The following is a 12,710-nucleotide window of genomic DNA, read 5'->3' as shown; positions in this document are numbered from 1 at the left end:
GTCAAACTCCTTGCTGAACTTGCAACTTGCCGGGCACCGCGCCAATCGAGCCGGCACCCATGGTGATTACAACGTCGCCCGCACGAGCGACTTGCAGAATGGCGTCGGGCAGTTGCGCAACGTCTTCCACGAAAACCGGTTCCACCTTGCCCGCCACGCGCAATGCCCGCGACAGAGCACGGCCGTCGGCCGCCACGATGGGCGCCTCGCCAGCCGAGTACACCTCGCCGAGCACAACGGCATCGGCGTCGGACAACACCTGCACGAAGTCCTCGAAGCAATCGCGCGTGCGCGTGTAACGGTGCGGCTGGAAGGCCAGCACGATACGGCGCCCCGGGAACGCCCCCCGCGCAGCGGCCAGCGTGGCCGCCATCTCGACAGGGTGATGGCCGTAGTCGTCGATCAACGTGAACGCCCCCCCGCCACTCGCCTTCGGCAGCGCAATGTCGCCATAGCGCTGGAAGCGTCGGCCAACGCCGTTGAATTCCGCCAGCGCCTGCTGAATCGCGGCGTCGGGAACTTCGAGTTCGGTCGCAATGGCAATCGCCGCCAGCGCGTTGCGCACGTTGTGCTCGCCCGGCAGATTCAGCGTGATGTCGAGCGGCGCAGCCCCCGCGCCGAATTTGCGCAGCACGGTGAAACGCATTTGCCCGGCGTCGGCGCGCACGTCGATGGCGCGCACTTGCGCATCCTCCGACAGGCCGTAACGCACGATCGGCTTCGAGACGAACGGCAGGATCTCGCGCACGTTCGGGTCGTCCACACACAGCACGGCAATGCCGTAGAACGGCAGGCGCTGCGTGAAGGCCACGAACGACTGTTTCAGACGGGCGAAGTCGTGCCCGTAGGTGTCCATGTGATCGGCATCGATGTTGGTAATGACTTCGATGACCGGATTCAGATTCAGGAACGAGGCGTCCGACTCGTCGGCTTCGACCACGATGAAGTCGCCGGTTCCGAGCTTGGCATTCGCACCGGCGCTGTTCAGACGGCCGCCGATCACGAACGTCGGGTCCAGTCCGCCCTGCGCGAGCACGCTCGCCACTAGGCTCGTCGTGGTGGTCTTGCCGTGCGTGCCGGCGATCGCCACCCCCTGCTTCAGACGCATGAGTTCCGCGAGCATCAGCGCGCGCGGCACGATGGGAATCTGACGTGCACGACCTGCGAGCACTTCCGGGTTGTCGGCCGTGATGGCCGTGGACACGACGATGGCGTCCGCGCCGTCGATATGTTCGGCCGCATGGCCGCGAGCGATACGCGCGCCCAGGCCTGCGAGGCGCTGAGTCACGGCGTTGTCGCCGAGATCGGAGCCGCTCACCTGATACCCCAGGTTGAGCAACACCTCGGCAATGCCGCTCATACCCGAGCCGCCAATGCCGACGAAGTGAATGTGTTTGACGATGTGTTTCATTTCAATCCTTGGCCAGAGCCGCGCACACGCGCGCCACTTGTTCGGTGGCGTCCGGCTTGGCGAGCGCCCTGGCTTTCTCTCCCATCGCGAGCAGCGATTCGCGCGTCTGACGGCGCAGCCACTCGGCCAGGGTCTCGACCGACAGCTCGCGCTGGTCGATCAGCGTTGCCGCGCCCTTGTCGGCGAGGAAACGCGCATTCGTTGTCTGATGGTCGTCGACCGCGTGAGGGAATGGCACGAACAGCGCCGCCACCCCCGCTGCGGCCACTTCGGCCACCGTCATCGCGCCCGCCCGGCAGATCACCAGATCCGCCGCCGCGTAGGCCGCGACCATGTTGTCGATGAACGGCACCGCTTCGACCGTCACCCCCGCTGCAGCGTAATTCGCTTGCAGCGTCTGAATATGTTTGACGCCCGCCTGATGCGTGACCTGCGGACGATCTTCGCGCGGCAGCTTCGCCAGCGCCTTCGGCACGATCTCATTGAGGACCGTTGCGCCCAGACTGCCGCCCACCACCAGAATGCGCAGCGCGCCAGTACGCGCGTTGTAACGTTCGGCCGGCGGTGCCATCTCGTCGAAGTCGGCACGAATCGGGTTGCCAACCCATTCGCCGTGCTCGATGGTGTCGGGGAACGCGAGCAGCACCTTGTCGGCCACGCGCGCGAGCACCTTGTTCGCCATGCCCGCGACCGAGTTCTGTTCGTGCAGCACGAGCGGACGCCCCAGCAGAGACGCCATCATCCCCGCCGGGAAGGTGATGTACCCGCCCATGCCGAGCACCACATTCGGCTTCGCACGACGAATCGCGCCAATGCTTTGCCAGAACGCGCGCAGCAGGTTGAGCGGCAGCAGCAGCTTGGTCATCGGCCCCTTGCCGCGCAAGCCGCCAAACTTCACGAACTCCATCGGAATGTCGTACTTCGGCACGAGCGTCGCTTCCATGCCGGTCGGATTCCCGAGCCAGACCACGCGCCATCCCTGCACACGCAGGAAGTTGGCGACCGCGAGCCCCGGGAAGACGTGACCGCCCGTGCCGCCGGCCATGACCAGCAGCGTGCGTGTCTTCGTTTCCGGTGCCGGCATCGCGGTAGCGCGCTCGGTCATACTTTTCCTCCCCGCATCAATACGCGGTTCTCGTAATCCACCCGCAGCAGAATCGCCACGGCCACACAGTTGAGCAAGATGCCCGAGCCGCCGTAACTGACCAGCGGCAACGTCAGCCCCTTGGTCGGCAGCAGGCCCAGATTCACACCCATGTTGATAAAGGTCTGCGCACCGAGCCACACGCCCACGCCCTTTGCCAGCAACCCGGCGAAGGTGCGCTCGAGCGCCAGCGCCTGACGGCCGATCTCGAACGCACGGCGAACCAGCCAGTAGAAGAGCAGGATGACCACCAGCACGCCGACGAAGCCGAACTCTTCACCGATCACCGCCAGGATGAAGTCGGTATGCGCTTCGGGCAGGTAGTGCAGTTTTTCGATGCTGCCGCCCAGCCCCACGCCGGTCCATTCGCCGCGTCCGAACGCGATGAGCGAGTGCGTGAGCTGATAGGCCTTGCCGAGCGCGTAGTCCTCGCGCCACGGATCGAGATACGCGAAAATCCGCTCGCGACGCCACGGCGAGAGCCAGATCAGCATCGCGAACGTGCCGACCGCGGTAAGCGCCAGCCCGCCGAACAGACGTCCGTTCACGCCGCCGAGGAACAGAATGCCCATCGCGATGGCCGCGACCACCATGAATGCGCCCATGTCCGGTTCGAGCAGCAGCAGCATGCCGACGAACACCACGGCGATCCCCATCGGCAGAAAGCCCTTGCCGAAGCTCTGCATGAATTCCTGCTTGCGCACGGTGTAGTTCGCGGCATAGAGCGTGACCGCGAGCTTCATGATTTCCGACGGTTGCAGATTGAGCACACCGAACGGAATCCAGCGCTTCGAGCCGTTCACGCCCTTGCCCACGTGCGGGATCAGCACGATCACCAGCAGCACCAGCGCCAGCAGAAAGACCTTGGGCGCGAGTTTGTCGAGCGTCTTGACCGGGATACGGAACGTGATCGCCGCGGCGGTCAGCCCCATCGTGAGCGACACGATGTGACGACCCAGGAAGTGATACGTCGAATAGCCGCTGTACTTCGGCGAATCCGGCAGTGCGACCGACGCTGAATACACCATCACCAGCCCCAGCGACAGCAGCGAGATCACCACCCACATGAGCGCGTGATCGTATTCGAGCATGCGCGAGCGGGTCGGCTTGATGCTGCCGAGCGTGCGGCTCGCCGCTTGAGTCGCGGCACCCGGCGCGGTGGCCGTGCCCGCACCGGCGAAGCCGGCCTGACGCTTTTTGCTGAAGAACGACTTGATACGGTTCATAGCATCACCCCTGCGTCGGCGGCCAGATCAACCACGGTGTCGCGGAACACCTGCGCGCGATGCTCGTAGTTGCGGAACATGTCGAAGCTCGCGCACGCGGGCGAGAGCAACACTGCGTCGCCCGGCTGGGCCAGTCTGGCGGCTTCTCGCGTGGCGTCTTCGAGCGTCGGGGCGTCGATCAGTTCGACACCGGTATCGGTCAGGGCTTCGCGCAGCAACGGCGCGTCGCGGCCGATCAGCAGCACGGCGCGCGCATGATGCGCCACCGGATTGGCCAGCGGCGAGAAGTCCTGCCCCTTGCCCTCGCCACCGACGATCAGCAGCAGCGTCTTTTGCAGGCCCGTGATGGCCGCGACGGTGGCGCCAACATTGGTGCCCTTGCTGTCGTCGTAGAACTCGACTTCGTTGAGCGTGCCGATGAGCTGCACACGATGCGGCTCACCCGGGTATTCGCGCAGGCCGTGCAGCAGCTTGGCCATCGGCAGATCGATGGCGCGGGCCAGTGCCAGCGCCGCCAGCGCATTCGCGGCGTTGTGCTGACCGCGGATACGCAGGGCGTCGGCCGGCATGAGACGCTTGCTGTACACCTCGACCGCCGCTTCCACGGCCCCCGCCTTGCGACGCTTCGGGGCCGGCGGCGCGTCGTCGCGCGTGATGCCTTCGACCAGCCACCACATGCCGCCTTCCATCTCCAGACCGAAGTCGCCAACGGCATCGGGCTTGCTCGTGCCGAACGTCACCACGTTGGCCTCGGGCGCCGCAAACGCCATCACACGTGCGTCCTCGCGGTTGAGCACGCGAACCGTCTGCTCGCTGAAGATGCGCGCCTTGGCGCCGGCGTAGGCGTCCATGTCGCCGTGCCAGTCCAGATGGTCTTGCGTGATATTGAGAATCGCGGCCGCATCGGGCGCGAGAGAGTGTGTCGTCTCGAGCTGGAAGCTGGAGAGTTCGAGCACCCAGACGTCGGGCAGCGTGGCGTCGGCAATGCACTCGGTCAAACGATCAAGCGCCGTCGGGCTGATGTTGCCCGCTACGGCCGTGCGCTTTCCGGCGCGTCGGCACAACAACCCGGTCAGACTCGTGGTCGTGGTCTTGCCGTTCGTACCGGTAATGGCCAGCAGCTTGGGCGCATAGCCGCTCGTCGACTGCATGTGACGCAGCGCCTGCGCGAAGAATTCGATCTCGCCCCACACGGGAACGCCGCGCTCGGCAGCCTCGGCGAGCAACGGCGCCACATCGGGCGACAGCGGCGAGAGGCCCGGACTGATGCCGATCAGTTCGATGTCGTCGAGCAGCGCATCGACTTGCCCGGCAAACGCGCCGCCGATGAATTCGGCTTGCGGCGCGTCCAGGCGCAATGTCGCCACGTTCGGCGGTGTCTCCGACGACGCAAAACGCGTATCGGCCGCCCGCACACGGCAGCCGTAACGCGCGCACCAACGCGCCATCGCCAGGCCGGACTCTCCCAGACCCAGGATCAGGACACGCGGTTGCCAGGATTCACCAAACTTCTCGCCGAACACGTCGCTCTTTCCCTTTTATCGATTCAAACAACCTACGAATGCATCGCTTCAACGACACCGATATTCCGCTATCGGCGCGAGCGGCCCTTCCTTTAGTGCAGCGTTGCGAGACAGCGACTTCGCCCGTTCGCGATGCCGCCTGCCCGCCTTCTTCGTCCTGTCAGCGCAACTTCAGCGTCGACAGGCCGATCAGTACCAGCATCAGCGTGATGATCCAGAAGCGAACCACCACCTGCGTTTCCTTCCATCCCGACAGTTCGAAGTGGTGATGCAGCGGGGCCATCTTGAAGATCCGCCGCCCTTCTCCGAAACGTCGCTTGGTGTATTTGAACCAGGTCACCTGCAACATCACCGACAGCGTCTCTGCGACGAACACGCCGCCCATCACGAACAGCACCACTTCCTGACGCACGATCACCGCGACCGTGCCGAGCGCACCGCCCAGCGCCAACGCGCCGACATCGCCCATGAACACCTGTGCCGGATGCGTGTTGAACCACAGGAACGCCAGCCCCGCGCCCGACATGGCCGAACAGAACACAAGCAACTCGCCCGCGCCCGGAATATGCGGGAACAGCAGGTACTTCGAATAGACAACGTTGCCCATCACGTAAGCGAACACGCCGAGGGCCGCGCCGACCAGCACGACCGGCATGATGACCAGGCCATCGAGACCGTCCGTGAGGTTAACGGCGTTGGACGAGCCGACGATGACAAAGTAGGTCAACGCGATGAAACCGAACACGCCCAGGGGGTAGCTCATCGTCTTGAAGAACGGCACGATGAAGTCGGCCTTCGGCGGCAGATCGAGCGGGAACCCGTTGCGCACCCAACTGATGAACAACTCGAAAACCTTCAGGTTGCTCGTCTCCGACACCGAGAACGCCAGATAGGTCGCCGCAAACAGGCCAATGATCGATTGCCAGAAATACTTCTCGCGCGACGACATGCCGCGCGGGTCCTTGTAGACCACCTTCCGGTAGTCGTCGATCCAGCCGATGATGCCGAAGCCCAGCGTCACGGTCAGCACGATCCAGATGAAGCGGTTGCTCAAATCGGCCCAGAGCAGCGTGGCAACGGTAATGCCGATCAGAATCAGAACCCCCCCCATCGTGGGCGTGCCCGACTTGATCAGGTGGGTCTGCGGGCCATCGGTACGCACGGCCTGACCGACCTTCATTTCGGCGAGCTTGCGAATGACCATCGGCCCGAACGAGAGCCCGATCACCAGCGCCGTGAGGCTTGCCATCACGGCCCGAAACGTCAGGTAGTTGAACACGCGCAAATAGCTCGCATCCGCTTGCAGCCATTGCGCCAACGTCAGCAACATTCCATCAATCCTTTTTCACTTGGCCGGGGCATCGACGCCCCCGCCTTCACTCGTCGCGCGCAACTGCTCGAGCACGCGCTCCATCCGCATGAAGCGGCTTCCCTTCACTAATATCGTGGCCGGCGCGCTCAACGTGGCATTCAGCTCGGCCACGAGCGGTGCGACATCGGTCACGTCCGAAAAATGCTCGCCACCGTCGCCGAAGGCGGCCACACTCGCTTGCGTCTGCTCCCCCATCGCCAACAAGCGATCGACACCGCGCTGCGCGGCGTATTCGCCCACTTCGCGGTGAAATGCCGGGCCGTTGTCGCCGACTTCGCCCATGTCGCCCAACACCAGCACGCGGGGGGGCGGCGTCTGTGCCAGTACGTCGATAGCGGCCCGGACGGAATCGGGGTTCGCATTATAGGTGTCGTCGATCAGGGTCACGCCGGCGAGCGGTCCCTTCGAGAGCGTTGACACCTGAAGACGGCCTTTGACGGCGGAAAACGCTTCGAGTGCCCGCACGATCGAACCAATGTCGACATGCGCGCCCAACGCACATGCGATGGCGGCCAGCGCGTTGCGCGCGTTGTGCTCGCCGAGCAGCGGCAACGCGACCGAAAACTCACCGGCCGGCGACGCCACACGCAGCACGCGCGTGGCTACGTCATAGCGTCCCGATACCGCGGCACGCGCATCGAGCGCGAAGTCGAGCACACGGCGCTTGCCCGCGATGTCGCGCCACATCGGCGCAAATTCGCTCTCCGCCGGGAACACGGCGGCGCCGTCGTCGGGCAGCGCTGCCAGCACGGCCGAATGCTCTTGCGCCACGGCCGCCACGCTCACCATGAACTCCTGATGCTCACGCTGCGCGTTGTTGATCACAGCCACCGTCGGCTGCGCGATCTTCGCGAGATACGCCGTTTCGCCGGGGTGATTCATACCCAGTTCGAGCACTGCCAGCTTGTCACCGTCATGCAGACGGAACAGCGTGAGCGGCAGGCCGATGTCGTTGTTGAAGTTACCGGCGGTGGCCAGACGCGCTTCGACGCCCACCGCTTCGGCGAAGATCGCCGAGATCATTTCCTTCACCGTCGTCTTGCCGTTACTGCCGGTAACCGCCACCACGGGAATCGCAAAGCGGCGGCGCCATGCGGCGGCCAGCTCCCCCAGCGCGATACGCGTATCGGGCACAATCAGCGCAGGCGTCTCGACCCCCTCCGGCACGCGCGACGCGACCACAGCGGAGGCACCCGCGCGGGCCACATCGGCCAGAAAGTCGTGCGCGTCGAAACGCTCGCCCTTGATCGCCACGAAGAGATCGCCCGGTTGTACCGAACGGCTGTCCGTCACGATGCGTGCGAACGCGGTCGACGGCGCCCCCGTGATGCGTGAATCGCTCACGGCCGCTTGAGCATCGCTCAGTCGCCACATCGTCATTCGCCACCTCCGCGCACAGTGGTTGCACGCGCGGCGAGTGCCAGACGCGCATGCTCCTGATCGGAGAACGGCCGCTTCTTACCCATGATTTCCTGTGTACTTTCGTGTCCCTTGCCCGCAACGAGCACCACATCGGCGGCCTGCGCGCCGCGCACGGCTTGCAGAATCGCGCTCGCCCGGTCTTCGATGAGACGTGCGGCGCCCGGCTGCGTGAGACCTGCGGCGATCTGCGCCATGATGTCGGCCGGCGCTTCGGTGCGCGGGTTGTCGCTCGTCAGCACGACGGCGTCGGCCAGACGTTCGGCCACCGTCCCCATTTGCGGACGCTTGCCCGCGTCGCGATCGCCGCCACAACCGAACACGCAGACAAGCTTGCCACCCCGCGCTGCCGCCACCGGGCGCAGCGCTTCGAGCGTCTTGTCGAGGGCGTCGGGCGTGTGCGCATAGTCGATGACGACCAGCGGCTGTCCCGGTTGGCCGATCTGTTCCATACGACCTGACACGGGCGTGAGCGTCGCCAGTCCGGCAATGGCCGCGTCTTGCGGTACACCCGCTGCCAGCGCGGCACCCAGCACAGCGAGTGCGTTACTCACGTTGAACTCACCGATGAGCGGCACCGTAATCTGCTGGCTGTGATCGTCGATGTGCAGCGTGAAGCGCGTGCCTGCCGTCGTCGCGCGGATATCTTCCGCGCGCAACACCCGGTTGCCATGCACCGACACGGCGTCGCCGTGCACACCGTATTCGTATACCGGCGTCTTGCCGGCCAGACGCTTGAGCAGGCGCTGGCCCATCGCGTCGTCACGATTGATGACCGCCGCCTTCAGGGCCGGCCAGTCGAACAGGCGCGTTTTGGCCGCTTCGTACTCGGCCATCGTGCCGTGGTAATCGAGGTGGTCCTGCGTCAGATTGGTGAAGACGGCGACGTCGAACGCCACGCCGTTCACGCGACCTTGATAAAGACCGTGCGACGAGACTTCCATCGCGACCGCCTTCGCGCCTTGGGCGCGCAGGTCGTCGAGGCTGCGTTGCAACTGAACGGCATCCGGCGTGGTGAACCCCGTGACCGTCAAATGACCGGGGAATCCGCTACCCAGCGTGCCGATCACGGCACTGCGGGTACCTGCCTTCGACAGCAACTGCGCGAGCCACTGGCTGCAGGACGTTTTCCCGTTCGTTCCGGTCACGCCCAGCATCGTCATGCCGACGCTCGGCTCGCCGTACCACAGCGCCGCCAACGGACCGGCCAGCCAATCGAGTCGCGGCACACCGAATTCCGGCACGTTCGCCAGACTGACCAGCGATGCCGGCCATGTGAAGCCATCGCTCTGCCACAGGACGGCAGCCGCGCCGCGCTCGACCGCATCCGCGATGAAGCCCCGGCTGTCCGCCCCCTTGACCGCGTAAGCGACGAACACGTCGCCCGGCGTGATGCGACGGCTATCCGCGTGCAACGTCGCCCCGGCCGGCACCGTGCGGCACAGCCAGTCCCATGCCTGTGCGAGCGTGGCGCGCTCGGTGGCGTCCGCGATCATCGCGAGCGTGGCAGGCGTCTGAGGCGTCGGGGTCACGGTGCCCATGGCTCGCTCTCCTCCACCTTGTCGCTCACCACGAGCTTCGTTACCGGCGAATCCGGCACCACATTCAGCGATCGCAGCGTGCCGCCCACAATGGCGGCGAACGCCGGGCCGGCGGCCACGCCACCGTAGTGCGAGCCGCGGCCCGGCTCATCGAGCGTCACGGCCACGATGATGCGCGGTTCCGACATCGGTGCCATACCCACGAACGACGCGCGATACTTGCTCTTGTCGTAGCCCTTGCCCGATTGCTTGTAGGCCGTGCCGGTCTTGCCGCCGACGCGATAGCCGACCACCTGGGCACGCGTCGCGGTACCGCCGGGTGAGGTCACCATTTCGAGCATCTTGCGCACTTCACGCGCCGTCGCCGGCGAGATGACCGGCGTGCCCTTCACGACACTGCCATCCGTCTTATAGATAGAGATGGGCAACAGTTCGCCGTCGTGCGCGAACACGGTGTAGGCGCGCGCAAGCTGAATCAGCGAGGCCGACAGACCATAGCCGTAGCCCATCGTCGCCTGCTCGATCGGGCGCCAGCTCTTGGCCGGACGCAGACGTCCCGCCACCGCACCGGGGAAGCCGAGCTTGGGCGCCTGACCGAGGCCCACGCTCGTGAACATGTCCCACATTTCCTGCGGCTTCATCTGGAGCGCAAGCTTGGCCGTACCGATGTTGCTCGACTTCTGAATGACGCCCGCCACGGTCAGCAAACCGTAGTCGTGCGTGTCCGTTATCGTTGCGCCGAAGAAGGTCGCCCGGCCGGTGGTCATGACCGTCGACGTCGGTTTCACGTAGCCGTTCTCGATGGCAGCGGCCACCGTAATCGGCTTCATGATCGACCCCGGCTCGAAGGTGTCGGTAATGACCCGGTTGCGCAACTGCGCGCCGGTCAGGTTCGTGCGGTTGTTCGGGTTATACGTGGGGAGATTGACGAGCGCGAGCACCTCGCCGGTACGAACGTCGAGCACCACGGCGCTGCCGGCCTTTGCGCCGGTGCGCTCGATGGCGTCTTTCAATTCGCTGTAGGCGAGGAACTGGATCTTGCTGTCGATCGAAAGCGTGATGTCATGGCCGTCGCGCGGCTGCGCCAGGATATCGATGTCCTCGACCACGCGGCCCAGACGGTCCTTGATCACGCGGCGGCTGCCGGGCGTGGCGGCCAGATCCTTCTGCATCGACAGCTCGACGCCTTCCTGCCCGATGTCCTCGACGTTCGTGAAGCCCACGACGTGCGCCGCAATCTCGCCTTCCGGATAGAAGCGCTTGTACTCCTTGCGCTGGTAGATGCCCGGGATGTCCAGATCGGCGACTTGCTTGGCCACATCCGGCAAGACCTGGCGCTTCACGTAGACAAAGCTCTTTTCCTGATTGAGCTTGCGGCGCAGATCCGGCTCGCTCATCTCGAGCAGACGCGAAAGCTGGCGAATCTGCTGCGTCGAAATGTCGTCGGGTACATCTTCGGGGATGGCCCAGATGGCCTTGACGGGCAGACTGGTGGCAAGCACCTGCCCGTTACGGTCGAACACTTTGCCGCGCGTGGCGGACATCTCAAGTGTGCGTTCGTAACGGCTCTCGCCCTGACGCTGATAGAAGGCGTTGCCCGGCCCCTGAATCCAGAAGGCACGCGCAACCAGCGACGCAAACGCGCCGAAGATCACGAAGACGAGCATCTTCGAGCGCCACATCGGCAGACGCACGGACAGGACCGGGCTGGCAGAGAACTGCACATCCTTGGTCTTGGCCTTGGCGTCTTTGCGGCGAATCATCGCTTGCCTCCGCTCGCAGGAGCAAAGGCGGCGCTTGCGCTCGGCACCGGCACATCCACCATCGCCCCGGTGCTACCAGCCGGCGCAGACAGGTATTGCGTGCGGCCCGGCGACACGGCCTGCATTTTCAGGTCGGTGCGTGCCACGCTTTCGATACGGGCGCTCTTGCTCTGCGCGCTCTGCTCGTACTGAAGACGATCCCAATCCTGCAGCAATTGATGCTCGAGTGCCTGCTCGCGGTTGAGTTCGACGAACGTTCCGCGCGCGCGATATTGCGCATTGATCAGCGACAACGCGCAGCCGATGAGTACCGCGAGCAGGAGCATATTGAGCCGGCTCATGTTGCCACCCGCTCCATGACCCGCATGATCGCCGAGCGTGCGCGCGGGTTTGCCTCCACCTCTTCGGCGGACGGCTTGATCTTGCGACTGGATTTGAAGGGCGGCTCGGGAATTTCGTGGGCGCGCAAAGGCACGCGGCGATCCACCACCGGCGCGGTCGTGCGCGCTTGCACGAAGCGCTTCACGATGCGGTCTTCCAGTGAATGAAAGCTGATCGCCACGAGTCTGCCTCCCGTTTCGAGGACATCGGCCGCCACGTCGAGTGCTATCTGCAAGTCCGCAAGCTCTTGATTGACGTGAATCCGTAGAGCCTGAAAGGTGCGTGTTGCCGGGTCCTTGCCCTTCTCACGGGTCTTGACCGCGCCCGCCACGATTGCGGCAAGCTCGCGAGTGCTGACGAGTGGACCGAGGTGGTCGGCGTTTGCCCGGCGAGCAACAAGCGCCTTTGCAATCTGAAAAGCAAACCGTTCTTCCCCATAGTCCTTGATGACCTCCGTCATTTCTTCCAGCGTTGCCCGGGCCAGCCAGTCGGCGGCCGACTCTCCGCGCGTGGGATCCATGCGCATGTCGAGCGGGCCGTCAAAACGAAAACTGAATCCACGCGCAGGGTCGTCGAACTGCGGCGACGAAACGCCCAGATCCAGCAAAACGCCCGACACCTTGTCGATACCGCGTCGGGCCAGCGCCTCGCGCAACGTCGCGAAGCTCTCGTGCTCAATCGAAAATCGCGGATCGGCAATTTTTGCCGCCTCCGCGATCGCTTGGGGATCCTTGTCGAATGCGATCAGCCTCCCCTTGGGACCCAGCCGCTCGAGAATCCTGCGACTGTGCCCGCCTCTGCCGAACGTGCCGTCGACGTATACGCCGTCGTCGCGCCACAGCAAGGCATCCACGGCCTCCTCTAGCAGGACCGTGCGGTGCTGCATTACCGTTTCCACCGCGTGCGCCATGCTCGTCGGACCACCTGATC

Annotated in this window: 10 protein-coding genes; all 10 read right to left on the bottom strand. The window is 64.8% G+C overall.

The window, feature by feature from the left end; genetic code table 11:
- Position 1: 1 nt before the first annotated feature.
- On the bottom strand, positions 2–1,411 hold the full coding sequence (gene murC / locus PI93_RS06280; protein ID WP_039375659.1) for a UDP-N-acetylmuramate--L-alanine ligase: 1,410 nt from the start codon (positions 1,409–1,411) through the stop codon (positions 2–4).
- 1 nt (position 1,412) lies between these two features.
- Positions 1,413–2,516 carry an undecaprenyldiphospho-muramoylpentapeptide beta-N-acetylglucosaminyltransferase gene (gene murG, locus PI93_RS06275; RefSeq protein ID WP_080759515.1) on the bottom strand — a complete coding sequence of 368 codons (1,104 nt, stop codon included), beginning with the start codon at positions 2,514–2,516 and terminating at the stop codon, positions 1,413–1,415.
- On the bottom strand, positions 2,513–3,781 hold the full coding sequence (ftsW, locus tag PI93_RS06270; RefSeq protein ID WP_039375660.1) for a putative lipid II flippase FtsW: 1,269 nt from the start codon (positions 3,779–3,781) through the stop codon (positions 2,513–2,515). The genes murG and ftsW overlap by 4 nt, the downstream gene beginning before the upstream one ends.
- Positions 3,778–5,304, bottom strand: a complete 1,527-nt coding sequence (gene murD, locus PI93_RS06265) for a UDP-N-acetylmuramoyl-L-alanine--D-glutamate ligase (protein ID WP_039375662.1) — start codon at positions 5,302–5,304, stop codon at positions 3,778–3,780. Before murD ends, ftsW begins: the two co-directional genes overlap by 4 nt.
- 160 nt (positions 5,305–5,464) lie before the next feature.
- Positions 5,465–6,634 (bottom strand): phospho-N-acetylmuramoyl-pentapeptide-transferase, encoded by a 1,170-nt coding sequence (gene mraY, locus PI93_RS06260; RefSeq protein ID WP_039375664.1) that lies wholly within the window; start codon positions 6,632–6,634, stop codon positions 5,465–5,467.
- 15 nt (positions 6,635–6,649) lie between these two features.
- Positions 6,650–8,056: a UDP-N-acetylmuramoyl-tripeptide--D-alanyl-D-alanine ligase gene (locus PI93_RS06255; protein WP_039375665.1), complete on the bottom strand. Its 1,407-nt coding sequence runs from the start codon at positions 8,054–8,056 to the stop codon at positions 6,650–6,652.
- Positions 8,053–9,591, bottom strand: a complete 1,539-nt coding sequence (locus PI93_RS06250) for a UDP-N-acetylmuramoyl-L-alanyl-D-glutamate--2,6-diaminopimelate ligase (RefSeq protein WP_039375679.1) — start codon at positions 9,589–9,591, stop codon at positions 8,053–8,055. Before PI93_RS06250 ends, PI93_RS06255 begins: the two co-directional genes overlap by 4 nt.
- Before the next feature lie 32 nt (positions 9,592–9,623).
- Positions 9,624–11,399: a peptidoglycan D,D-transpeptidase FtsI family protein gene (locus PI93_RS06245; protein WP_039375666.1), complete on the bottom strand. Its 1,776-nt coding sequence runs from the start codon at positions 11,397–11,399 to the stop codon at positions 9,624–9,626.
- Positions 11,396–11,740, bottom strand: coding sequence for a cell division protein FtsL (ftsL, locus tag PI93_RS06240; protein ID WP_039375668.1), 345 nt, complete (start codon positions 11,738–11,740; stop codon positions 11,396–11,398). Before ftsL ends, PI93_RS06245 begins: the two co-directional genes overlap by 4 nt.
- On the bottom strand, positions 11,737–12,690 hold the full coding sequence (gene rsmH / locus PI93_RS06235; protein WP_039375670.1) for a 16S rRNA (cytosine(1402)-N(4))-methyltransferase RsmH: 954 nt from the start codon (positions 12,688–12,690) through the stop codon (positions 11,737–11,739). The genes ftsL and rsmH overlap by 4 nt, the downstream gene beginning before the upstream one ends.
- Positions 12,691–12,710: the final 20 nt, after the last annotated feature.

Origin of the sequence: Pandoraea fibrosis (genome assembly GCF_000807775.2) — a bacterium.
In the GTDB taxonomy this organism is placed as follows: Bacteria; Pseudomonadota; Gammaproteobacteria; order Burkholderiales; family Burkholderiaceae; genus Pandoraea; species Pandoraea fibrosis.
The sequence above is the reverse complement of the archived record's forward strand: the minus strand, read 5'-3'. Positions and strand labels throughout refer to the sequence as shown.

Bases quoted from the DNA above. Each gene is read 5' to 3' on its own strand.
- rsmH (WP_039375670.1), bottom strand. From the start codon at position 12,690: ATGGCGCACGCGGTGGAAACGGTAATGCAGCACCGCACGGTCCTGCTA.
- ftsL (WP_039375668.1), bottom strand. From the start codon at position 11,740: ATGAGCCGGCTCAATATGCTCCTGCTCGCGGTACTCATCGGCTGCGCG.
- murC (WP_039375659.1), bottom strand. From the start codon at position 1,411: ATGAAACACATCGTCAAACACATTCACTTCGTCGGCATTGGCGGCTCG.
- ftsW (WP_039375660.1), bottom strand. From the start codon at position 3,781: ATGAACCGTATCAAGTCGTTCTTCAGCAAAAAGCGTCAGGCCGGCTTC.
- PI93_RS06250 (WP_039375679.1), bottom strand. From the start codon at position 9,591: ATGATCGCGGACGCCACCGAGCGCGCCACGCTCGCACAGGCATGGGAC.
- PI93_RS06255 (WP_039375665.1), bottom strand. From the start codon at position 8,056: ATGACGATGTGGCGACTGAGCGATGCTCAAGCGGCCGTGAGCGATTCA.
- murG (WP_080759515.1), bottom strand. From the start codon at position 2,516: ATGACCGAGCGCGCTACCGCGATGCCGGCACCGGAAACGAAGACACGC.
- PI93_RS06245 (WP_039375666.1), bottom strand. From the start codon at position 11,399: ATGATTCGCCGCAAAGACGCCAAGGCCAAGACCAAGGATGTGCAGTTC.
- mraY (WP_039375664.1), bottom strand. From the start codon at position 6,634: ATGTTGCTGACGTTGGCGCAATGGCTGCAAGCGGATGCGAGCTATTTG.